Source organism: Streptomyces sp. NBRC 110028, from assembly GCF_001417735.1.
Taxonomy (GTDB): domain Bacteria; phylum Actinomycetota; class Actinomycetes; order Streptomycetales; family Streptomycetaceae; genus Streptomyces.
Genome location: NZ_BBUZ01000051.1, coordinates 21433 through 43557, shown reverse-complemented (window position 1 = coordinate 43557; position 22125 = coordinate 21433). Strand labels below are relative to the sequence as shown.

The following is a 22125-nucleotide window of genomic DNA, read 5'->3' as shown; positions in this document are numbered from 1 at the left end:
TGACGGCCGGTCATCCCGTCGCATAGCCGGCCAGGACACCGCCGGTCATGGCTCCACCGGGGCCGCTCCGGATCTGGCCGACCGCTCCGCGGCCAGCGCACAGCGCAGCGCCTCATGGGAGTCGCGCCAGCCGCCCGAGGCCGGGTCACCGGCCCCGCCGGCGGCCAAGGCCAGGAACGCCCGCACCTGTTCCCGGTAGGCGGTGGCGAACCGGTCCCAGTACCCACGGAAGCGCGGGAGCTCCGCTTCGCCCGACCCCGGTACGTCCGCGCGGGCCAGCCCCGCCGCCAAATGGCCTCGCTCGCCCAGCACTTCGGCACGCACGTCGTAGCCCACAGGCTGCCACCGGCCCGCGGCGAGCACGGCCTGTGTGCCGTCGTCGAGCCGGATCATCGCCGTGACCGTGTCGAAGTCGCCGATGTTCGTCAGCTCCGGGCAGGACACCGCCGCGCCGTCGGCTACGACCTGGACGATCCTGCGCCCGGTCAGCCATCGCACCATGTCGAAGTCGTGCAGCATGAGGTCGGTGAAGATCGAACCGCTCTCGCGGAGCCGGGCGACCGGCGGCGGCGACACATCGTGCGACACCAGCCGGAGGGACTGGAGACGGCCCAGCTCTCCGGAGGTGGTGCGGGCCCGCAGGTCGGCGAAACCGGGGTCGAAGTGCCTCTGGAACCCCACCCACAGCGGAACCCCGTGTGCCTCGGCCAGCCTGCCCAGCGTCTCGGTCTGCCGGAGGTCGGTGGCCAGCGGCTTTTCGCACAGCGTTGGCACCCCGGCCTCGATCAGCGCCCCGACCAGTTCCGGATGGCTCGTGGTGGCTGCCGTGACCAGCGCCGCGTCACAGCCACGGGACACCAGTTCCCCGACCGAGCCGACGACGCTCCCCGAAGTGGCCTTCCACGCCAGTTTCTCGGCGCGGTCGCGGTCCGCGTCCACGAAGACCAGGCGCTGGTAACCCAGCGCGTCGAGGTGTTCGGCGTACATCGCGCCGATCTGACCGCAGCCCACGATGCCGACGACCGTGTTCGCGCTCATCGGCTCACCCCCGCGGCCTGCGCAACGGCGGAATGGGCCAGGGCGACCAGGTTCGCCGACCTGCGGCGCTCACGCAGGCGGGCGCCCCACTGCGCGGCCCGCTCGGTGAACCGGGCATCATCGAGGACCTCGGCAATGCCCTGCCGGACATCGCCGACGCGGACGCACGACTGGTCGGACGGGCCGGAGTACCGGTCGCTGAAGGACAGCCGCCCGTGAGAGGTGGTCTCACTGGTCCGCAGCAGTACGCCGGATCCGGTGGCCTCGACCAACTGCCTTCCGTTCATCTCCTGTTCGGACATGAATGGCATGACGACCGAGGGCTTGCCGTGTTCGAGCGTGGCCAGCACCGTGGCCGAACCCCCGTGGCTCAGCACCACATCGGCCCACTTCAGCGGGGTGTCCAGGCCGGTGAAGCCCGCCACGACGACATTGTCCGGCACCGCCAGATCGCCCTCGAAGGCGAAGCCGCTGGAGACGTACACGCTCCACGGCTGCTCCGCGCAGGCGTCCAGCACGTTTTGCAGGGCTTGGCGGCCCACGGTGCCTCCGCTGCCGATGGTGACGTACACCTTGGGCCGACCGGTCTCCGGGGGCGTGGGGGTGCCGGTCGCCACCACCGGGTTCCAGTACATCGGTCCCACGTAGTGCAGATCGCCCCGGTGGGGCGGCCCCTCGACCGGTTCCAAATCGGGCAGGCTGGACACCAGGGTCACATCGCCCCACAGCAGATGCTCCGCTCGGGCCACCGGTCCCAGCCCCAGCTCGCGCGACATCTGGTCCCAGACCGGGAGGCTCGGCGGGTGCGGCAGCAGGTCCCGCGGCGACACCGTCGACCACGGCATCCATCCGTTTGCCCGCGGGGTGATGAAGTCCGCGTCGGCGAGGGAGACCACCGGGATGCCTGTGGCCCGCGCAGCGAGGGCCGCGGTCGGACACATGTCGATGACGACCACCGTCGGCCGGTAAGCCTCGATCAGTCGGGTGTCCGCCGCGACCCGCTGCCGAACGCGCTCGATCCGGTGGTACGTGGCCGCGACCGCGAACACCCGCTCCACATCGGCGAACGGCAGATACGACGGCATCGGGTGCCGGTCGGGCGGACGGGGGGCCTCGAGGGCGGAGTCCAGCACCGGGAAACCGGCCTCGCGCACCATGGCGCTGATGCCGCAGTCCGCGAAGGCCACCCTGTCGCCCGCCTCGGCCAGCGCCTGGGCCAGTACGAGGCACCGGCCGGTGTAGGCCGCGCCGCCTCCCCAGCCCCAGGGGAAGAACAACACTCGTTCGGTCATGCGTCCTCCTGCTCGTTCGGTCGTCCCTGGTCGTTCAGGTCGTCATCCCGCCGTCCACCGCGATCACCTGCCCGGTGACGTACGAGGCCGAAGAGGAGCACAGGAAGGCCACGACCGAGGCGATCTCCTCGACACGGCCCGCCCGCCCGAGCGGTGTCCGGTTCACCACCTCGTGCCGCGCCTTGGCGGGCAGTAGGTGATAGGCGGGGGTGTCGGCGACCAGACCGGGGGCCACGCAGTTGCAGGTGATCCCGTACCGCCCGTACTCCCTGGCCACCGTCCATGCCAGCCCATGCAGACCGGACTTGCCGGCCGCATAGGCGGCTTGGCCCGGTTGCCCCCGCAGGCCCGCCACCGAGGACACCAGGACGATGCGTCCGCCCGCGTGCCGCGTCATGGCCCGCACCCCGGCCTGGAGACAGCGGAACGCTCCGCTCAGATTGACCGCGATCTGCTCGTCCCACTCGTCCTCCGGAACGCCCAGCAGCAGCCGGTCCTTGTGCACCCCGGCATTGACCACCAGGGCGTCCAGACGGCCGAATTCCTCAACGACCCGCCCGACGACCTGTCTGCCGCTATGCGGGCGGGACAAGTCGGCCGACAACGCGACCGCGGCCGCGCCCGCCGTCCGGAGGTCGTCGGCCACGGCCGCCGCCGCTTCCTCGTTCCGGTGCGCGTGCACCCCCACGGCGTAGCCCGATCGGCTCAACTGCTGGGCTATCGCCTGCCCCAGCGGGCCGGAACCCCCGGTCACCAGGGCTGCCTGGACGCTCACGTCACCGATTCCTGGCGCAGGGGGAAGCACGTGTCCTCGATATGCGCGAACCGCGCGCGCAGCCGGGCGGACGCCCCGGGGTCGAAGGGGCTCTCCTGGCCGCCCGCGGCGACCAGGGCCTCCCGCAGCCGGTTCAGCGAGGTCCGCAGCGGACGGCTCAGCTCCAGGACGCGCGGGTACACCGCGAGTGGTTCCGGTTGCTCGTGCGCCGCTATCAGGGCGATACCCAGCCGCTTGGCACGGACCCGGGCGTCGAGCGCAGCGGTCCGGACCGCCGCGATCTCGGGAGGCAGAACGGGATTTTCGCCGGAGGCGGAGGGCACGGCGAGCGCGTTGCCGTAGATGAACAGCTGGGGCTGGATGTCGCCGAGCACCAGCACATGCAGCGCCCGGGCCGTCACCAGCCCGAGACCGCTCTCGGTGAGCTGGTCGAGGAGCTCACCGAGCGCGTGTACCCCCACCGACAGCAGCGCGGTGTCCCGGGCCAGCCGTTCCGCGAAGTACTCTTCCGTGTCGCTGACGTCCGGCGCGTCGGTCACCGTGACGGTGCCCACCCAGGTGAACAGCGCCTGAAGCTCGGGCGTGAGTGTCCAGTGGCGCCGGAAGCCGTCGTCCAGGTCGGCATCGGTGTCCAGTACGGTCATCAAGCTGTCGTCCGGAGACCAGCGCACCGCCAGTACCGCGTGGTCATGGAAGTGGTAGCGGCCTTCGTACACGTCGCCGGGCAGGTGGAAGCGGTCCGGCAACACCATGACCGGCTCACCGGCGGTCAGGCGCTCGAGCACGAAGGGCACATTGCGGCTGCCGTCGTCGAACTCCGTGCGGTAGTCCACCCGGCAGCCGTCGAAGTCCTTCGCCAGATCCCGGCCCACCGGATCCAGCGGGCCGTTGAGAGCGCGGGCGACGGCCAGTGAATCGAGCCCCCGGAAGCGGAGGACGGCCTCGACACAGCGCAGCACGCAGTTCAGTCCGTCCAGCGCGCGGTCCCGCCACCCCAGCGCCCCCAGCTGATCGAACCGTGGCACCATCGCGCCGGTCACCGCAGGTCACGGCCTGCGGTGCGGGCGCGGGCGACCAACGTGTCGGCCAGGTGCCCCAAATTCTTGAAGACCGTCCAGTCGGTCTCCTCCTCGCTGTAGGGCACTCCCCACTGTTCCTCGAAGCGGGAGAACACCACGATAAGGTCCAGCGAATCCATGCCGATCTCGTCGAGCGTGGTGGTTTCGCTGAGCTGATCGGGCAGGTGGGGCCGTTCCGCGAGCACAGTGATGATGAACTCCAAGGCGAGCCGGCGGTCGGTCTGCTGGGTGTTGGCACTGTCGGTCATGTGCGCGTCCCTCTCCTCGTCTTGTGCGTTGGTGCGTTGGCGTGTGCGTCCGCGTCCGTCTGGGGGCGGTGGGTCAATCTCCGCCTTCCATCAGCAGGCCCCTGCGGACCTTTCCGCTGCCGGTTCTGGGCAGCTCGTCGACCCTCTGGATCACTGTGGGCACCTTCACCGCCATGAGCTGTTCGCCGGCTCGGCGGCGCAGTGCCGCGGTGTCGAACCCGTCGGCGTCGGCCTCGACGAAGGCCCACACCTGTTGCTCCCCCGAGGGCCCCGGCCGACCCACCACGGCGCAGTCGCTGATCCCGGGGAGGCCGCGCAGGACGGTCTCCACCTCGATGGGGGAGACCTTGTTCCCGGCGATGTTGATGAGCAGGTCGCCGCGCCCGGTCAGTCGGAGCCCGCGGTCGTCGAGCACCCCGAGGTCGCCGGTGGTGACCCATCCCTCGTCGTCGGCGAGGGCCACCGCACGCCCCTCCTCCAGCCGGACGGGTGACAGACCGGGGAAGCGTGCCGCCACCGGGCCCGGCTCGCCCGAGCCCGCCGTCAGCCCGACCCCGGGGAGCGGCTGTCCGACGCTGCCGCTGCCGCCGGCCGGGGTGAGGGTCAGCTGACCGAGTTCGGAGTTGCCGTAGTGGTCGTACACGGCGATACCGGCGTCGTGCCAGGCTGTGACCGCCTGAGCCGGGAGGATGTCGCCCGCGCTGACGCACCGGTCCCAGGAGCCCGCGCGTGGCACCCCGCCCCGGCCCCACCAATCCAGGACCACCGGAACGCTTTGCAGAACGGTGGGCCGGTGGCGCTCGGCCAGCAGCGCGGCGCGCGCCGGAGTCAGCGGGCCGGTCGGCACGAGCTGGCAGGCTCCCGCCGACAGGACGGCCAGGGTGCCCGCCTCGATCGCGTAGCTGTGGCCGAGCGGACTCGTGGTGAGCACGACGTCATCGGCGTCGAGGCCGAACTGTCGCGCGAACGCGGCCGAGTTGCGCAGGGTCCCCGGCCACTCGCGGGAGATCACCTTCGGCCGGCCGCTGGTGCCCGAACTGCTCACCGCGAAGGCCGGCTCCCCTCTGCTCCGCTCGACCGGCGTCAGCCGCGTCACCAGGCCGCGGTCGAGGCTCAGCTCCGCGCCGAAATCGGCCAGCGCGGCCGAGCGCTCCGCGTCGCCGGTACGCTCCTGGAGGACCAGCACCGCCGCGTGAAGGCTGGTCGCCGCCGCGAAGTCGACCACCGAGTCCAGCGAGGACGTGAGGACGGCGCCGACCCGGGCCCCCGGGCCGACCCCGGAGGACCGCAGTTCCCGCGCACGCTTCGTGACCTCGCGCTCCAGCTCGGCATACGTCACCGATCGCTGCCGGTCCACCAGCGCGCGACGGCTCCCCCGGCCGGCCCGGCGATGCTCGGCGAGGACGTCCAGCAGCGTGTCGTCCATCATGGTCATCCCTCCTTGTACGCTGTGCAGCGGTAGCCGTGTCGCCTGCCCGCCGCGGCCACGGTGACCGTGGCTGCCTCGCGGTCGCCAGCCACCACCGCGGCCAGCTCCGCCAGCGGGGCGGTCGCGCGCGCATCGGTCGACCGCGCCGCCGACGGTGGGCACTTCTCGACCGGGCCGGTCCTCGCGAGCACGCGGGCGCCCCGTGCGCGTGCCCGCGAGGCCGTCTCCAGGACCAGGAACGCCGCCCACCCCGTCACCGGTTCGCTGCCGCAGGCACGGGCGGCGGCGGGGCTGAACAGTTCGTACGCTCCGCAGAGCACCGGGGCGCCCCCTGCCAGCCGGATCTTGCGCTGCCCGATCGCGAGGGCCTGCATCCCGGCGCCGGGCCCGAGCACGGTGGCGCAGTAGCCGCCCAGCCCGTGGCGCAGACAGATCAGCGACGTCACCCCGTGGGCGTTGAAGTACAGGAAGGACTCGGGTGCCAGGGAGGAGCGCGCACCGGCGTCCAGCCGGGCGCGGATGGACTCCGCCACATGCCCCGAGCCGTACACCGAGCCGGTGACGCAGCCGGTGCCCGCCGGGTCCGGCTCACCGGCACCGGTGAGCGCATAGCCCGCCAACTCGGCAATGCGTTCAGGGAGTTCCCGTGTCCACTTGTTTACATCACGCCAGCCGTCGGCGCCCGCCGTGTGCGCGCGCCACAGGTCCTCGGTGTCGACCTCACCCGAGGACACAGCAGTGATCACCACTTGGTCGTTCATCAGGCCCTCCGCAGGACGAGCGCGGTGTTCATCCCGCCCAGGCCACAGGACACGCTCAGTGCCGTCCGCAGGTCCGGCATGGGCCGAGGGGCGTCCTCGAGCACCAGGTCGAGGTCGTCGCAGGCCGGGTCGACCGGCTCGGCGCCCCAGGTGGGAGTGACCGCTCGATGAGTCAGGGACAGCACGCAGGTCAGGGCCTCGACGGCGCCCGCACCGCCCTGTAGGTGCCAGAGCACGCCCTTCACGCTGTTGACGGGCACCGAGGACAGCCGCGGGCCGAACACCGCGCGCAGGGCCTCGATCTCCGCGGTGTCACCGCGTCGGGTTCCTGGTCCGTGGGTGTTGACGAAGTCGATGTCCTCCGGTGTGAGCCTCGCGTCGGCCAGGGCGAGCCGTACGGCCAGCTCGATGCCGTCGGCTCCGGGGGCGGCCAGATGGCCGGTGGCGTTCGTCATCCCGCAGCCGGCCAGCACTGCCAGTGGGCGCCCGGCGGTGCCGGGTCCGGTGTCGTCGAGAGGTTCGAGCCTGAGCACGGCCGCGCCTTCGGACAGGCCGATACCCCGCCGCCGGGCGCTGAAGGGCCGGCACCCCTCCGGGCCGAGGGTGCGCAGTGAGTTCAGGCCCAGGAAGGCCATGTCGGTTACGGCGTCGGCGCCGCCCACCACGGCGGTGGCCGCCTCGCCGACGGCCACCAGGTCCCGGGCCACCGCGATGGCCGCCGCGCCCGAGGCAGAGGCGTTGGCGATGGTGAGGGCCTCGCCGCCCAGTCCGGTCCGCTCGGCGCAGGCTGCGGCCAGCTCCCCCGCGCAGTATCCCGGCCGGGGCGGGACGGCACCGGGGTCGGTGGTCCCCAGCACCAGCGCCACGCGCTCGCGCAAGGCGCCGTCGAACCCGTCGAGTGCCTCTGATACGGCGGACTCGGCGAGGTCCAGCGCGCGCCAGGTGCCGTCCCCGCTGGTGGGCCCCGGCACTTCGCCGGACGCGCCGAGGGTGGCGCCGGTGGCGTCGAACGCCGTGATGGGCGGACGGTACGCCTGGCCGGTGGACAACGCCTCCCACAGCGCGGCCACGCCGACCCCACCCGGGCCGCACACACCCAGACCGGTGACGGCGACCGCGCTCTCCTCGGTGCTCATTGCGGATCACCTCGGTTCAGGGCCGTGGCCAGCGAGCTGATGCTCGCCGACTCGAGAACGGCGTCGTCCGACAGGGCCACGCCCAGCTCCTGCTCCAGCTCCCCGACCACCGTGATGAGCAGCACCGAGTCGACCCCGGCGGGCGCCAGCGGTTCGGTGTCGCTCAGCCACGGCAGACTCTCCTCTTCGTGAAGCTGGTGTGCGAGCTTGCTCCGCACGAGCGCCAGCAACTTCTGGTGGCTGTCCACGGTTACGCCACCTTCGCCGCGACCTCGAACGCCGCGTCGCACGCCGCCAGGGTGTGGTCGAGGTCGGTGTCGGTGGTGGCGGCGCAGATGAACCAGTGATGTGTCGGGTGCAGCAACACACCCCGGCGGGTGGTTTCCGCGAAGAACGCGTCCTGCATCGCCCGTGATCGGCCCGGGTCGGGGTGGGTGAAACCCAGGAACGGCATCTGTGGCACACCGTGCACACGGGCCGGGACGCCGTGCCGCCCTACGAGCTCGGTCAGGCCGCTCTGTAGCCGGACGCCGAGCCGGCGGACCCTGTCCAGTACGGTCCCGTCGGCCAGTTGGTCGATCGTCGCTACCGCCGCCGCCATCGACACTGTGTTGGAGTAGAAGGTGGACGAGATGTGTGTCTGCCCGACCATGGCCATCACGTCGGCCCGGCCGGTCAGCGCCGAGACCGCCCAGCCGTTGGCCATCGCCTTGCTGAACGTCGCGAGGTCGGCCCGCACGCCGTACAGCTCCTGCGCGCCACCCAGGGCCACCCGGAACCCGGAGCGCATCTCGTCGAAGACAACCAGGGCCCCGTGCTCATGGGCCAGATCGATGGCGCCTTGCAGGAAACCGGGTTCGGGACTGTCCAGTTCGAACGGCATCAGCAGCAGACAGGCCACTTGCCCGGCATGCCGCCGGAAGACCTCCCGCAGGTTGTCGAGGTCGTTGTACCGGAAGGTGTCGACCTGGGTTCGCACCGTGTCGGGGATCCCGCCAGGCCGTTGGGCGGCCCAGTCGTGCCACCCGTTGTAGCCCCAGCGCACCACCCGGTCGCGGCCGGTGTACGCCCGGGCCAGCCGCACCGCCGCACTGGTGGCGTCCGACCCGGTCTTGAGCAGGAACACCCGCTCCGCGCCCGGGATGACCCGTACAAGGCGCTCGGCGAGCTCGATGTGCGTCCGCTTGCGCAGCGTGATCGAGAAGCCCTCTTCGATTTCCTGCTGCGCGGCTTTCGTCACGGCCGGATCCGCGTGGCCGAGGATGATCGTGCCGTAGGCCAGGATGTAATCGAGGTACTCGTTGCCGTCGGCGTCCCAGATGCGGGCGCCCCGGGCCCGCTCGCCGTAGACGGGATAGGCCCCCTCCACCAGCCGGTCCCGCTCGATCACGTAGTCCTTCTCGGACAGCGTTGCGTCGACGAGCCGGCCTCGGGCGAGCAACTTCATGGAATTGTCGAGCCGGAGCGCTCCGGTACGGTCGGTCACGGCATGGTCCCCCTTTACGGCTTGACGTCCTCTGTTCACCTTGTTCGCACGCCCCACCGGTGCGGCGGGCCGCCTCGCGGTCACAGGACGACCGGCCCGGGCCGGGCCCCGCGGACGAGCTTGCCGGGCAGTGCGCCGGTTGCCTCGCCCTCGCGGAAGGTGATCTCGCCGGCCACCACCGTCGCCACGTAGCCGTCCGCCTTCTGGATCAGGCGGCCGCCGCCCGCGGGCAGGTCGTGGACGAACTCCGGGGAGCGCAGGCTGAGCCGGTCGAGGTCGATGATGTTGATGTCCGCCCGGTACCCGGGGCGCAGCAGCCCGCGGTCGCGCAGCCCGTACAGCTGCGCGGGCTCCCAGGTCTGCTTCTTGATGACGAACTCCAGCGGCAGCCGGGCCCCCCGACTGCGGTCGCGCACCCAGTGCGTCAGCATCGACGTCGGCGTGCTGGCGTCGCAGATGAGCCGACAGTGCGCGCCGGCGTCGCTGAGCCCCAGCACCGCCTGCGGATGCAGCAGCATCTCGCGGATCGGATCGAGGGTGTACTCCGAGTAGCCGAGCAGCGGACGGAAGATCATACCGCTGGTGTCCTCGGAGGTGAGGAAGTCGTAGATCAGTGTTTCCGGGTCCTGCCCGGTGCGCCGGGCGATGGCGTCGAACGACTTGTCGGCCGGGGGCTCGTAGTCGGGTTGGTTCGCCTTCATCGGAAAGTGGCGCTCGTAGCCCTGGGGGAACAGCGACGAGCGGGGGTCGGCGTCATCCGGGGCCTCGTCCAGGATCTTCTCCCGCAATGCCGGATCACGCATCGCCCCGCGCCGCTCGGCCGCGGGCAGATGGGCGATCCTCTTGTAGGACGGCCGCCTGCGGAACGGGTGGGTGGAGTCCAGGCTGATGATGATACTGAAGGGCCGGCCCGCCACTTGGGGGTGTAGATCCGCGCCGCTTGCCACCGCGTCCTCGGCGACTTGGAGCAACTCGCGCCACCCGTCCGGGTCGTTGTCATTCTGGAACAGCCCGAAGGTGATCGGCCGACCGACCGCAGCAGACAGCCTGCGCATCCACTTGATCTCGCCCAGCGGGTCGTCCACCTTCTCGCCGCCCGCCCCCAACGGCACGAGCTGGAACACGCCGGTGCCGACCTCACCGAGCACACCGCCGAGCGCGAACAGCTCGTCCTCGGCGGCGAAGGTGCCGGGCACCGGATCGCCGGTGATGGCGAGATGGGTGACGGTGCGGGAGGTGGAGAACCCGATGGCGCCCGCCTCCAGCCCCTGACGGACGAGCGCGCACATCCGCCGCAGGTCGTCCTCGGTCGGCGGCTCGTTGGCGGCGCCCCGGTCGCCCATCACATACGCGCGCAGCGCACCGTGCGGTACCTGCGCGGCGACGTCCATCACCCTCGGCAGGCGCTCAACGACGTCGAGGTACTCGGGGAAGGACTCCCACTCCCAGGTGATGCCCTCGGACAGCGACGCGCCGGGGATGTCCTCGACCCCCTCCATGAGGCCGATGAGCCAGTCGTGGCGGTCCGGCTGGGCCGGCGCGAAGCCGACCCCGCAGTTGCCCATCACCACCGATGTGACCCCGTGCCAGCAGCTCGGGGTGAGCTGGGGGTCCCAGCTGACCTGGCCGTCGAAGTGGGTGTGGATGTCCACGAATCCGGGCGTGACGAGGTGGCCCCCGGCGTCGATCTCGGTCCGGCCCCGTCCGGGGACCCGCCCCACCCTGGTGATCACGCCGTGGTCGACCGCGACGTCGCCGGTGCGCGCGGGAATGCCGGACCCATCGCACAGCGAGCCGTTTCGAATGATCAGATCATGCATGGTGGTCCGGCCTCCTTGTGTCGTATGCGTGCCACTGCCCCGTCGGTGCGAAGAGCAGGTTCTGATAGGCGTAGCGGGTTCGCGGCCGGTGTGGCACCGGTGTGCCGCGCCGCAGTTCCCACGGCTCATAACCTGCGGTCATCAGCGTGTCGACGAGTTCGCGGCTCGATGGCGCGCCGGCCACGTCGAGATCGCCGACCTCCAGCGAGATCACCGGTCGTCGGCGGGCCAGCAGGCCGCGCATCCCCTCCAGGACATGCGCCTCCGCGCTCTCGGCATCGATCTTCACGAAGTCGACGTCGATGCCTTCGGCGCGCACGTGTTCATCCAGACTGACCGCGTCCACGGTGAACGGCTCGGACGGGATCCGCTCCCGTACGACATCGGGCAGGCGCGCCTGGAAGGCTGAGTTGTAGGCGCTGTATCCGAGTCCGTGGTCATGGAAGACGAGTTCTTCCTTCTTCGACCAGACCGCTGCGGGCACGACCGAGGCGTTGGGCAGGCGATCGACGTTCGTCCGCAGGACAGCGAGCGTGGAGGGCGTCGGCTCGAACGACATTACCTTCCCACCGGGCCCGACCAGCGCGCTCGTCAGCATCGTGTAGTAGCCGATGTGGGCGCCGACGTCGACCACCGTCGAGCCGGGACGCAGATGGGAGAGGAGGAAAGCGGTCAGGTCGTAGTCCACGAAACCGTAGCGGTGGATGGACACTGACACCTCTTCCGGCAGCGCGATCGACATTCGCTGACCCCAGAAGGTCTTCGCGGTCGAGGGGCGGCCCACACCACGGTGCCGACGCGCCCGAAGTGCACGCGTGCTCGGGTACGACGTTCTGATCGGGTGGCGCAGGCGCTGCGCAAGCCCTCGGAACCCAGTCGTGTGGGAGCGACGGTCGAGCGCTGACCGCCAAGCGGTACGGTCACTTCTGGTCATGGCACAACCTGCTCCCGGGGGTACGGGGCCGCAAAGGGAATGGGGCCGGGCTGGTGACGGTCGTGGCCGGGGCGAGGGAGCCTCAGCGGGGGAGCACCCGTCCGGAGTGCTCCACAGGCGTTCGAGAGCCGGTGAAGGGGCTCGCGCTCCAGGTGTCCCGGCCGTCCGTTCCGAGCCGCGCGAGTTCCGCATCCACCATGATCTGGGCCAGGCGGTACACCGATGTCCGTGCGGTCCAGCCGAAGGCTTCGCGGGCTTTGTCGGCGTCTCCCACCAGGGTGTCCACCTCCGCCGGACGCAGATAGACATCGTCGTACCGCACATGCTCGCGCCAGTCGAGGCCGACGTGGGAGAAACAGTGGTCCGCGAACTCCCGCACGGTGGAGCCGATTCCCGTGGCCAGTACATAGTCGTCCGGCTGGTCGAGCTGCATCATGCGCCACATGCCTTCGACGTACTCCGGGGCGTACCCCCAGTCGCGGACGGCGTCGAGGTTGCCCAGGAAGACGTGCTTCTCGAAACCGGCCTTGATGCGCGCGGCCGCACGGGCGATCTTGCGGGTCACGAACGTCTCGCCACGCCGGGGCGATTCGTGGTTGAACAGGATGCCGTTGACGGTGAACATTCCGTACGCATCCCGGTAGTTGCGCGTCATCCAGTAGCTGTAGACCTTGGCGGCGCCGTAGGGGCTGCGGGGGTGGAAGGTGGTCCGCTCGTTCTGCGGCGGCGGCGCGGCGCCGAACATCTCCGAGGACGACGCCTGGTAGTAGCGGATGTCCATCGTGGACATGCGGATGGCCTCGAGTAGCCGGGTGGTGCCCATCCCCGTGATGTCACCGGTGTTCTCCGGTTCATCGAAGCTCACCCGGACATGGGACTGTGCGGCCAAGTGGTAGACCTCGTCCGGCCGGATGTGCGCCAGTAGCGTCACCAGTCGGCTGGCATCGCTGACGTCGCCGTAGTGGAGGATCAGACGCCGACGCACATCGTGCGGGTCGCGGTAGATGTGGTCCAGCCGCCGGGTATTGAAGGTTGAGCTGCGGCGGACGATGCCATGGACTTCGTATCCCTTGTCCAGCAGCAGGTCGGCCAGGTAGGAGCCGTCCTGTCCCGTAATCCCCGTGATCAGTGCCCGCTTCACGGGGATTCGCTCAGCACTAGCGCGTGGATTCCAGAGGTCATACTGATGAACCGTCCCTTCCCAGGGGTACAAAACCAGGGTTGAACTTCTCGTGGACGTACACCCGCCCGGCGCTTCCGCAGTTGATGATGTATTTCTTGCTCACACATTCGGGCGCGACGCTGTCCAGCGGCCAGATGTCCCGTGACACGCCGATCGGTTCCCGGGTCAGTGTGAATCCCGCCGTTTTCAGGTAGGGACCCAGCGGTTGTTCGGGCGGTGGTATCAGTTTTTGGCTGTCCCGTCCGGCGATCACGACCCGGTTCACGCTGATGACGTCCTTGCCCGAGGTGAGGATGCTCGACTGGCGGTCGATCACCAGGGTGCCGGGGGAGGCTCCCAGGATGTGGCACGCGATGTGCCGGACGCGCGCGGCGGGAACCCGCCGCTGATGGTCGACCCGCACGCTGACCCGCTCGCCGATCAGGGCGTCGAGCAGCACGGTGGTCGATCCGTCCGCGCACACGAGCATCCTCGTTTGGGGCGGAGCCAAGGAGAATTGTTTCAGCCGATCTGTCATGTCATGACCGTCCCGGGCTGCGGCGGACCGGCGCATTCGGACTCCTGACGGGTGGTCTCATTTCTGGATGTTTGCTCGGGGCGAGTTCCGGAAGCGATGGGTCAAGCAGTGTTCGATTGCACAATCTTGTGCAGTTGGACACCGCAGAAGGGCCACCCGGATACCCGGTCTCACCGCTGTTCGAGCTTCCTGACGAACTCCTCCAGATGGGTTGTGCACACTCTCATGGCCCGTGCTGCGATTTCGGCGCAGTGCTCGGGGATACTGTTCACCACTATCGTGTGGTTCGTACCGACCACCATGGTCAGGCGCAACCACTGAACCAGCATGCGGCCCGCCTCGGTGTGCCGCACGGACGGGTCGCGGGCCAGAAGCGCCAGGTCGTGCAGCAGCCCCGAGTCGGGCCCCTGGCCGTTACCCTGCGAGCCGGCCGTCGGTCGCCGTGCAACGGGTTCCCCGGAACCGTGCTGACGAATGGTGCGGCGCCGCACGTCCTGGGCGGTCGATGGCGAGATGTTCGCCGCTCGCGCGATCTGGCGCAACGAGGCGTGCGGGTTCTCTTGGAGGAATTCCTCCGCGATCCTCCGGTTCTCCTTGGGATTCACCGGCCTCGCCCGTCCGTCCACCCCGATCCGTGACTGCATGGACCTGCATGGTGGAAACTGCTGCCGAATCCTGGCGACCGTCTGTTGCGCCAGTCCGGTGAACTTCGACAGAGCCCGGTCCGACATCGCCGGAAGGGTCTTGATGATTCTCTCCGCGGCGGCCCTGCGGTCCTCGCGGGTGAGGGGAAGCCCGTGCTTCGTGTTCGACTGCACGGCGAACAGAAACGCCTCGCTTTCACTTCCGGAGAAGTAGCGGGCCCGGATGGTGGTGTCACCGCGCTCGGCCCTGGCCCGCAGACGATGCATGCCGTCGATCACGCGCATGGATCCCTTGTGCACGATGATCGGTTGGAGTTCGTCGTCCAGTTCTGCCAGGGCTCGCACATGTTTCGTGTTCTCGCCCTCGAGGCGAGGGGAATCCGCGGGCAGCAGGGAGTCGATGGGAAGCAGCACACATTGGTCACTGATGTACCGCTGGAGTGGGAGGAAGTAATCAGCTAGGTCCTCATGCGATGGGTCAGGAACGGTCGACATGATCCCCCAGGGGGTGGTGTGGTCTCATTCTCTGCTCGCATCGTCCCGGCGCCGGTCGCAGAAAAGGCGATTCGTTTTCCCGCGCTTCTGCCCGACCCGTTTCTCCGACACCAACCTTCGCGAGCTCGAACACGATGTGCAAGCGGTTGCCGGGTTGTCCGCACAGCGGGCAACCCGCAGGCCGTACCTACCACTTCCCGGATCCGCCTCACGGGCGGCGGAAATCGCCGTTCCTGTTCTACTCTCCTGTGGGGGAGGCATGCGGTGGCGGCTCCCCCTCATCGCCGCACCGTGCGATCCGAACCGCCGTCCGCTGTGCGACGGCCACGCCTTCGCGGTGGCCGCCCGTTCTTCCGTTCAGGCCATCGAACAAGAAGGGACGAGTCATGCCCCAAGTCCTCACTCGGACCACCGTCGGCGTCGTCGGCGCGGGGCCCGCGGGCCTCATGCTCTCGCACCTGCTGGCCCGCGCGGGGATCGACTCGGTGGTGGTCGACCACCGTACCCGGGCCCAGATCGAGGCCACGAACCGCGCGGGCATCCTGGAGGCCGACAGCGTGCGCCTGCTGACCGGCACCGGGGTGTCCGATCGGGTACTCCGCGACGGTCATCCCCACGCCGGCATCGAGCTGCGCTTCGGCGGTGAGAGCCACCGCGTGGACTTCCAGGGACTGGTAGGGGAGAGCGTGTGCCTCTATCCCCAGACGGACGTGTTCGCCGACCTCGCGGACGCCCGCGAGCGGGACGGCGGACGCGTTCACTTCGGCGTCTCGGGGACGCGGGTGGTGGACCTGGCCTCCACGAGGCCGGGGATCTTGTTCACCGATGCCGACGGTGTGGTGTGGGAGGTGCGCTGCGACATCCTGGTGGGTGCGGACGGGGCGCACGGCGTGTGCCGGTCCGCGGTGCCCGAGGCGGCGCGTACACACTTTCTCCGCACCTACCCGTTCGCCTGGTTCGGTGTGCTCGTCGAAGCGCCGCGCAGTGCGGCCGAACTCGTCTACACCCATTCCGAGCGGGGTTTCGCGCTCATCAGCCAGCGCACCGAGTCGGTGCAGCGCATGTACTTCCAGTGCGACCCGGACGAGGACGCGGCGGCCTGGTCCGACGACCGGATCTGGGCGGAGCTTCAGGCACGGGTGAGCGGCGCGGACGGATTCAGCCTTCATGAGGGGCCGGTGACCGACCGCTCCGTCCTGCGATTCCGCAGCTTCGTGTGCGAGCCGATGCGCTACGGCGCCATGCTGCTGGCCGGGGACGCTGCGCACACTGTTCCGCCCACGGGTGCCAAGGGTCTCAATCTTGCCCTGGCCGATGCGCGGGTGCTCGCCGAAGTGGTGGAAGCCGCCCTCGGCAAGCGGGACTTCGGAGTCCTCGACGAGTACGGACCCAGAGCGCTGCGACGCGTCTGGCGGGCCCAGCACTTCTCGTACTGGATGACGACGATGCTGCACCGTCTGCCCGGCTCCACTGACTTCGACGTGCGCCGCCAGCTCGGCGAGTTGGCGGCGGTGGTCGGCTCCAGCGCGGGATCCGCCTACCTCGCTGAGGGCTACACCGGCTGGCCCGAGCCGCGGCGTCCGCCAGAGGAACCCGTGTCATGGCCAGAGATTTACGGTCGGTGAAGCGACTCCCTTCGAATCCGAAATAAGTGCAGATTTGAATTAATGAGGATCCGATTTGTCCAGTTGTAGGTCATGGATGATCGGGGGATCATTCCTAGGGCGCGCGATCTGACCTGGGTGGCCGCTGAGCCGGATGACCGACCGGCGAGGCACAGCGAATCCGGGCCACTGCGCGGGTGTGACCACACTGAGTCCTGGCGGTCTGCGTGCGCCCAGGAACGTGACCGGGGCGCCGCTCATGATGGACAGAGGGGGAATCGTGTCGGACGTGACAGGCGCCACAGCGGCTAATGGTCGTTTATTGCAACGGATCCGCAAGGAAGCCGGTCTGTCCTTACTGAGACTGGCCGAGCTGACGCATTACAACAAGGGCCACCTGTCCAAGGTCGAAAATGGCAGAAAGCCGATGAGTATTGAACTGGCCCAGGTGTGCGATCAGGTCCTGGACACCCGGGGCGCACTGACCGAGCGCGTGTGTGCCACGGCGGCCAGGAGCCGGGGCGACAGATTGCCCCTGGCCCAACTCCCCGCCGCCCCGCCCCGACTGCACGGCCGTACCCACGCGATGGCGCGCCTGGAGCGGCTGCTGCTGGGGCGGTCCGGCGCCCCGGGCAGGGTGCCCGTGGTGTGCGTCGACGGCATGCCGGGGGTCGGCAAGACGGCCCTTGCCCTGCGGTGCGCCCACGCCGTTGCGCACCGGTTCCCTGATGGGACCCTGTTCGCCAATCTGTGCGGTGACGACCGCCCGTTGGAACCGGGGGACGTCCTGGGAAGTTTCCTGCGGGCACTGGGTGTCCACTCGGACCGTATGCCCGACGACCAGCAGGAGCGGGCCGCGATGTACCGTTCCCTGTTGTCGGGCCGGTCGGTCCTCGTCGTGCTGGACAACGCCATGGCTTCGGCGCAGGTCCAGCCGCTGGTACCCGGGTCCGATGGCTGCGCGGTGGTGGTGACCAGCCGTCAGCACCTGACCGGACTGCTGGTCTCGCCCGCGCAGGCGACGCGCCTTACGCTCAGCCCGCTGGCGACCCCGGACGCAGTGGACCTGCTCCGGTCCGTGATCGGCGATCAGCGGGCCGACGCGGAGCCCACGGCACTGGCCGGTGTGGCTATGCGGTGCGGCTCCATGCCGCTTGCCCTGCGCATCGCGGCCGTGTGGTTGGCCGCTCACCCTCGCCTGAGCATCGCGGACTTCAATCGCTACCTCAAGGTGGACACCGGCCGCCTCGCCCTGTTGTGTGCCGGTGACGATGAAATGCAGACCATTCAGGGGAGGTTGCCGGAGCAGCGCGGGCGGGCCGAATCGCGGCCGTCCGGCTGTTCCGGCTGCCGGGACTGTGCCCGCGCCAATGGCGGTGGGCCCGAGCCTCTGGCGGCGGCGCGATGAAGTGCCACGGGGCGTGACCGTGCCCTTGCCGGAAACCTCATCCGTGCGGGTCACGCCTCACGTTGGTATTCGTGGAGGATGCCACCGTGGCGATCATGGCTGGAGCAGGCTGGTGGGGGCCTGGGAGAAGCTGAGCGGATTTTGCTCGAGCGAGGGCGAATAGTGACAGCCTGCGCCTGAGTGAAGTGGCCCGCCGAATCGGCGGGTCACTCCCCCATGGGGAGGTCTGCCGACCACCTACTGCCGCGGGGAGCACTGCCGGACTCGAGGGTTTGGATGGTCGACTCACGGTTCACCTCAGTCCGCGTGAAGAGCAGGCCGCGTTCTCATGGTCTGCGAGTCCCCGACGGCTCACCTCCGCATAGGCGGAGAGACGGTGGCGAGCAGGTGGTGGGCTCGGTCACGGTGCTGTTCGCGGTCAGCCTCCCCGGCCGCGATCAAGGCTGCGCTTGCCGAAAATATCATCCGCCCTGGTGGGATGCGGTGTGCGCGGTGTACGGGAGGTCGACCGGCGTAGTCGCCCGAGCGGGCGCTCTCGCGAGGCTGGCGCTTACCGAGGCAAGATGATCGACCGTGTTGCTGGAGCGCCAACTCGGCGCTGATCGGGTGCGGTTCAGTCCGAGCGACCGGGCATCTCTGGCGGCGCTGCTGCACCGGCTCCCCATGGACGTGCTCCGCGGAGTGCGGCTGCTGGTGCGTCCGGATACGGTGCTGTGCTGGCACCGCGACCTTCTTGCACGCCGCCATGCTGTCGCCTCCGGGCCCAGGCGCCCGGGACGGCCTCGGACGGTGCACCCGGTGCGGGCCCTGGTGATGCGCCTGGCACGGGAGAACCCCGGCTGGGGGTATCGGCGCCTGCACGGTGAACTGCTCGTCCTGGGCGTGAAGGTGGCCGCTTCCACCGTCTGGGAGATCTTGCAGGAGGCCGGCATCGATCCGGCACCCGAGGGGTCCTCCAGCACGTGGGCGGACTTTCTGCGCTCCCAGGCCGAGCCCTGCTGGCCTGTGACTTCTTCTAAACGTTCACGCTGTCCGGGGCTCGGATGTACGTACTTGCCGTCATCGAGCACGCGAGCCGACGGATCCGGGTGCTGGGTGCCACCGCGCACCCCAATTCAGCGTGGGTGGCGCAGGCTGCGAAGAACCTTGTCATGGATCTTGAGGACGTGGGCTGCCGGGCGCGTTACATGATCAGGGACCGGGACGGGAAGTTCCCCGAGCTGTTCGATGCCGTCCTGGCGGATGCGGGGATCAAGATCGTCCTCAGCGGCGTTCAGATGCCGAGAATGAACTCGATCATGGAACGGTGGGTGCAGACCTGCCGACAAGAACTCCTGAACCGCACTTTGATCTGGAACCACCGACACCTGCTCCACGCCCTACGAGAGTTCGAGCATTTCTACAACGGACACCGACCACACCAGGGCATCGCCAACGCCCGCCCACTGCACCCGTTACCTGCGCCGATCGACAATCCGGACACATTGGCCCGCCTCGACATACGACGACGTGATCGCCTCGGCGGCCTCCTCCACGAATACCAGCATGCCCGCATGACCTGCGCGGATGAAGTTATCGGCAAGCGCAGGGTTTCCCGCGACTCCGCCGAACGTTCCGCTTCAGTGGTAACTCCGGGGAGGCAGAGGGGTGGTGTTCCCGCACGGTGTCTCCGAGAGCTCGCATATCTCGCCGAGTGGCGAAGACTTCGGCTCTGCCATCCCACCCGGAGTAAACCGCACACGTTTGTTCACGGGTGTCGACCCAGGTGCCCCGCAGGAGTGCTGAAGTTTCTTCCGCCCCGCGCCCGACCCGAACTCCGGTGCGTTTCTCTCCTCCCTCCGCTTACGGCCCCGGCATCAGCACCAGCGCACCCGCGCCACCGCCATGACGCGCTCGACGAGATCGGCTTGGCGTACGGCTTCGGCGTGGTGCTGCGTGAGCCGGCCGGAACCGGCCACGACGCCGTGCGGTGTGGTGAGCAGCACGTGGCCGGAGACCACCACGTTCCGGCGCCGCTCTCGACGCAGGACCGCGCCGGCCGCGTGCAGGTCGGGGCCCAGGAAGTGCAGCGCCGCCCGCAGGGGGTAGATCCCGATGTCGAGCAGGGCGCCTCCGCCCACGTCGGGCTGGTACCGGATGTCGCCCTCCGGCTTCGGCGGGATCGTGAACGCCGCGGTCAGCGAGCGCAGTTCGCCGATCGTCCCGTCCCGCAGGAGGTCCGTGACGGTGCCGTGCTGTGCGTCGTGCAGTGACGTGAAGTTCTCCATCAGGACCAGGCCGCGGGAGCGTGCCAGGGCGATCAGTTCCTCGGCTCCGGAGCGGGTCGCGGTCAGCGGCTTCTCCACCAGGACGTGCCTGCCCCGCAGCAGCGCCGCCTCCACCCAGGGCGTGTGCACCATCACCGGCAGCGGGACGTACAGAGCGTCGATGTCGTCGCGGTCCAGCAGCGCCTGGTGGCCCGGGACCGCCTCGCACCCGAACGCCGCGGCGAAACGGGCGGCGCGGGCCGCGTCCCGGCTGGAGACCGCGACCACGGTGACGTCCGGGTGGGCGAGCAGCGCGGGCACGGTGCGGCGCAGGGCGATGTCGGCGGCACCCAGCACACCGAAGCGCAGACGGGGGAGGGCATGGGTTTCCTTCGGGGCGCTCAGCTCAGGGCCTGGATGCAGGCGACGAGGCTGCGCGCCTCCACGTTGAGGTAGTTGCTGTGGTGCAGCAAGGCGAGGATCTGGTGCAGGGTGAGCCAGCGGAAGTCGCGCGGCACCTCGACCGGGAAGTCGTCTCCGGCCTCCACCACGACGTAGCGGTTCTCCGCGTGGTGGAAGCGGCCGCCCTCCTCCGACTGGAGGGTGTCGTAGCGGATGCGTCCGGGATCGGCCGACAGCACGTAGTCGAGGTAGGCGGGCCGGTACTCGGCGGGCACCGCACGGTAGTTGAGCGGGCGGCACTGCACGGTCGGTGCCATCTCCGGGCCGTTGAGCAGACCGGCTTCGGTGCGGGCGTGCAGCAGGACGTGGAGGACGCCGCGGATCCGCCTGGTGACGAAGGCGGCCAGACCGGGGCCGGCGGGGGCCAGCAACGGCTGGCTCCACGAGGACACCTCCCGGCTGCTGGCCCGGACGCTCACCCCGATGATCCGGAAGTAGTCCCCGCCCTTGTGCGCGATGGCGTGTTCGTCACGCCGCCAGCCGCTGAACGCGGTCTCCTCCAGCGGCACCCGCTGCTGCACCAGTTCCCGCCGGGACCGCACCTCGGTCAGCCAGCCGAGGATCTCGCCCATGGTGTGCAAGGCGGTGGCACCCCGGGTGAGAGACCGCGTGACCGCGGAGGCGAAGGGAGCCGCGGGCGCCGACGGCCGCCGGCCGGCCGGTCCCGGCTCCGGGGGAAGGCAGGACAGCACCGTGCGGGTGTCCATGTTCACCAGATGCGGCCTCAGCAGCAGCTTCCGCAGCCCGCGGAGGCTGATCCAGTGGAAGTCGTCGTCGAGGGGCACGTCGTCCAGGGCCTCGACCACCATGTTCCGGTTCCGCTTGTGCAGGAACCAGGAGCCCTGCTCGGATTGGAGGACATCCGCGAGGACCCGGCCGCGCCCGCGGGGGAACGCGAAGTACTCCAGGTATCTGACACCGCCGCCGCGGTGGACGCGCGTGTAATTGCTGCGGGTGGCCTGGACGGTGGGGGAGAGCTGAAGACCGCCGATATTACCCGGCTCGTTCTTGGCCTGCACCAGGACGTGCAGGATTCCGTCGAACCTCTTGACCAGGAGGCCGAGAATGCCTATCTCCGGTTGCACGATAATGGGCTGGGTCCAGCTTCCGAACCAGCAGTGGTCCGTGCGTACCCGGAGTCCTTCGACGGAGAAGAAATGACCGCTGGTATGTCGGAGGTTCCCCGTGTTCTCGTCGAATTGCCAACCCGATAACTCCCGGAAGGGTACGTGTTCCACCGTCAGGCGATTGGCCCGGCGGCGCGCATCCAGCCAGGACAACAACGCGCCGGTCGAGGAGACTCCACCGCCGGCCGTCGGTGCCGATCCCATTGCTTCGCTCATCGCGGGAATTCCCCATATCATTGTGATCCAGGACGGCGCCGAACCCGGCCGCTTCCGCGAGCCCCATCGGGAGGCGGGTCACCGGATTCGGAAAGACGCTCGCAGAAGGATGTCGACTCGGGATTTCGTGACATTCGATACATCGGGCGGGGCGGTGGCCCAGCTTCTACCTCACGACAGTGTGATCCGCTGATTTCGCTTTGTCAACGCTTGAATGTCCCCCGG

General features: G+C 69.4%; 19 protein-coding genes and 1 pseudogene. 3 read left to right on the top strand and 17 right to left on the bottom strand.

Annotated features, from left to right (window positions below):
- Positions 1-45 precede the first annotated feature (45 nt).
- The 15 genes from ASC60_RS35270 to ASC60_RS35200 form a co-directional block, all read right to left on the bottom strand.
- Positions 46-1038, bottom strand: a complete 993-nt coding sequence (locus ASC60_RS35270) for a Gfo/Idh/MocA family oxidoreductase (protein WP_055557793.1) — start codon at positions 1036-1038, stop codon at positions 46-48.
- A complete protein-coding gene (locus ASC60_RS35265) occupies positions 1035-2330 on the bottom strand; it encodes a glycosyltransferase (RefSeq protein WP_055557792.1) in 1296 nt (431 codons plus the stop codon). Before ASC60_RS35265 ends, ASC60_RS35270 begins: the two co-directional genes overlap by 4 nt.
- Positions 2331-2364: 34 nt before the next feature.
- Positions 2365-3105: a 3-oxoacyl-ACP reductase FabG gene (fabG, locus tag ASC60_RS35260; protein WP_055557791.1), complete on the bottom strand. Its 741-nt coding sequence runs from the start codon at positions 3103-3105 to the stop codon at positions 2365-2367.
- Positions 3102-4133: a BtrH N-terminal domain-containing protein gene (locus tag ASC60_RS35255; RefSeq protein ID WP_234357265.1), complete on the bottom strand. Its 1032-nt coding sequence runs from the start codon at positions 4131-4133 to the stop codon at positions 3102-3104. The genes fabG and ASC60_RS35255 overlap by 4 nt, the downstream gene beginning before the upstream one ends.
- Positions 4134-4141: 8 nt before the next feature.
- The gene (locus ASC60_RS35250; protein ID WP_055557789.1) at positions 4142-4432 is read right to left on the bottom strand and encodes an acyl carrier protein; all 291 of its coding nucleotides are present in this window, start codon (positions 4430-4432) and stop codon (positions 4142-4144) included.
- Between the two features lie 73 nt (positions 4433-4505).
- Positions 4506-5861: a class I adenylate-forming enzyme family protein gene (locus tag ASC60_RS35245; RefSeq protein ID WP_234357264.1), complete on the bottom strand. Its 1356-nt coding sequence runs from the start codon at positions 5859-5861 to the stop codon at positions 4506-4508.
- A gap of 2 nt (positions 5862-5863) precedes the next feature.
- Positions 5864-6622 carry a hypothetical protein gene (locus tag ASC60_RS35240; protein ID WP_055557787.1) on the bottom strand — a complete coding sequence of 253 codons (759 nt, stop codon included), beginning with the start codon at positions 6620-6622 and terminating at the stop codon, positions 5864-5866.
- On the bottom strand, positions 6622-7758 hold the full coding sequence (locus ASC60_RS35235; protein WP_055557786.1) for a beta-ketoacyl synthase N-terminal-like domain-containing protein: 1137 nt from the start codon (positions 7756-7758) through the stop codon (positions 6622-6624). The genes ASC60_RS35240 and ASC60_RS35235 overlap by 1 nt, the downstream gene beginning before the upstream one ends.
- Complete coding sequence (locus tag ASC60_RS35230; RefSeq protein ID WP_055557785.1) at positions 7755-8006, bottom strand: acyl carrier protein; 252 nt, start codon at positions 8004-8006, stop codon at positions 7755-7757. Before ASC60_RS35230 ends, ASC60_RS35235 begins: the two co-directional genes overlap by 4 nt.
- A 2-nt stretch (positions 8007-8008) precedes the next feature.
- Positions 8009-9244, bottom strand: a complete 1236-nt coding sequence (locus ASC60_RS35225) for an aspartate aminotransferase family protein (RefSeq protein WP_199831137.1) — start codon at positions 9242-9244, stop codon at positions 8009-8011.
- 80 nt (positions 9245-9324) lie between these two features.
- The gene (locus tag ASC60_RS35220; protein ID WP_055557784.1) at positions 9325-11064 is read right to left on the bottom strand and encodes an amidohydrolase family protein; all 1740 of its coding nucleotides are present in this window, start codon (positions 11062-11064) and stop codon (positions 9325-9327) included.
- Positions 11057-11806, bottom strand: coding sequence for an FkbM family methyltransferase (locus ASC60_RS35215; RefSeq protein WP_199831136.1), 750 nt, complete (start codon positions 11804-11806; stop codon positions 11057-11059). The genes ASC60_RS35220 and ASC60_RS35215 overlap by 8 nt, the downstream gene beginning before the upstream one ends.
- Before the next feature lie 274 nt (positions 11807-12080).
- Complete coding sequence (gene gmd, locus ASC60_RS35210) at positions 12081-13145, bottom strand: GDP-mannose 4,6-dehydratase (protein WP_199831138.1); 1065 nt, start codon at positions 13143-13145, stop codon at positions 12081-12083.
- A gap of 31 nt (positions 13146-13176) precedes the next feature.
- A complete protein-coding gene (locus ASC60_RS35205) occupies positions 13177-13698 on the bottom strand; it encodes a hypothetical protein (RefSeq protein WP_159043385.1) in 522 nt (173 codons plus the stop codon).
- Positions 13699-13868: 170 nt separating this feature from the next.
- A complete protein-coding gene (locus ASC60_RS35200; protein ID WP_159043384.1) occupies positions 13869-14756 on the bottom strand; it encodes a ParB/RepB/Spo0J family partition protein in 888 nt (295 codons plus the stop codon).
- Positions 14757-15223: 467 nt separating this feature from the next.
- Between ASC60_RS35200 and ASC60_RS35195 the strand changes: the two genes are divergently transcribed.
- The 3 genes and pseudogenes from ASC60_RS35195 to ASC60_RS40275 form a co-directional block, all read left to right on the top strand.
- Positions 15224-16462 (top strand): 4-hydroxybenzoate 3-monooxygenase, encoded by a 1239-nt coding sequence (locus tag ASC60_RS35195; RefSeq protein WP_055557779.1) that lies wholly within the window; start codon positions 15224-15226, stop codon positions 16460-16462.
- Positions 16463-16721: 259 nt separating this feature from the next.
- The gene (locus ASC60_RS35190) at positions 16722-17849 is read left to right on the top strand and encodes a helix-turn-helix domain-containing protein (protein WP_159043383.1); all 1128 of its coding nucleotides are present in this window, start codon (positions 16722-16724) and stop codon (positions 17847-17849) included.
- A 663-nt stretch (positions 17850-18512) separates the two neighbouring features.
- Positions 18513-19399 (top strand): annotated as a pseudogene (locus ASC60_RS40275) (integrase core domain-containing protein); the annotation flags it as partial.
- Between the two features lie 306 nt (positions 19400-19705).
- Here the strand turns inward: ASC60_RS40275 and ASC60_RS35185 are convergent.
- Both ASC60_RS35185 and ASC60_RS35180 read right to left on the bottom strand, forming a co-directional pair.
- On the bottom strand, positions 19706-20452 hold the full coding sequence (locus ASC60_RS35185) for a Gfo/Idh/MocA family protein (RefSeq protein WP_055557777.1): 747 nt from the start codon (positions 20450-20452) through the stop codon (positions 19706-19708).
- 44 nt (positions 20453-20496) lie between these two features.
- Positions 20497-21888 carry an NDP-hexose 2,3-dehydratase family protein gene (locus ASC60_RS35180; protein WP_055557776.1) on the bottom strand — a complete coding sequence of 464 codons (1392 nt, stop codon included), beginning with the start codon at positions 21886-21888 and terminating at the stop codon, positions 20497-20499.
- Positions 21889-22125 lie beyond the last annotated feature (237 nt).

What these genes read in the sequence shown, in the direction of transcription:
- ASC60_RS35270 (WP_055557793.1), bottom strand. Translation starts at nt 1,038, where the DNA reads ATGAGCGCGAACACGGTCGTCGGCATCGTGGGCTGCGGTCAGATCGGC.
- ASC60_RS35265 (WP_055557792.1), bottom strand. Translation starts at nt 2,330, where the DNA reads ATGACCGAACGAGTGTTGTTCTTCCCCTGGGGCTGGGGAGGCGGCGCG.
- ASC60_RS35255 (WP_234357265.1), bottom strand. Translation starts at nt 4,133, where the DNA reads ATGGTGCCACGGTTCGATCAGCTGGGGGCGCTGGGGTGGCGGGACCGC.
- ASC60_RS35250 (WP_055557789.1), bottom strand. Translation starts at nt 4,432, where the DNA reads ATGACCGACAGTGCCAACACCCAGCAGACCGACCGCCGGCTCGCCTTG.
- ASC60_RS35245 (WP_234357264.1), bottom strand. Translation starts at nt 5,861, where the DNA reads ATGATGGACGACACGCTGCTGGACGTCCTCGCCGAGCATCGCCGGGCC.
- ASC60_RS35240 (WP_055557787.1), bottom strand. Translation starts at nt 6,622, where the DNA reads ATGAACGACCAAGTGGTGATCACTGCTGTGTCCTCGGGTGAGGTCGAC.
- ASC60_RS35235 (WP_055557786.1), bottom strand. Translation starts at nt 7,758, where the DNA reads ATGAGCACCGAGGAGAGCGCGGTCGCCGTCACCGGTCTGGGTGTGTGC.
- ASC60_RS35220 (WP_055557784.1), bottom strand. Translation starts at nt 11,064, where the DNA reads ATGCATGATCTGATCATTCGAAACGGCTCGCTGTGCGATGGGTCCGGC.
- ASC60_RS35215 (WP_199831136.1), bottom strand. Translation starts at nt 11,806, where the DNA reads ATGTCGATCGCGCTGCCGGAAGAGGTGTCAGTGTCCATCCACCGCTAC.
- ASC60_RS35205 (WP_159043385.1), bottom strand. Translation starts at nt 13,698, where the DNA reads ATGACAGATCGGCTGAAACAATTCTCCTTGGCTCCGCCCCAAACGAGG.
- ASC60_RS35195 (WP_055557779.1), top strand. Translation starts at nt 15,224, where the DNA reads ATGCCCCAAGTCCTCACTCGGACCACCGTCGGCGTCGTCGGCGCGGGG.
- ASC60_RS35180 (WP_055557776.1), bottom strand. Translation starts at nt 21,888, where the DNA reads ATGGGATCGGCACCGACGGCCGGCGGTGGAGTCTCCTCGACCGGCGCG.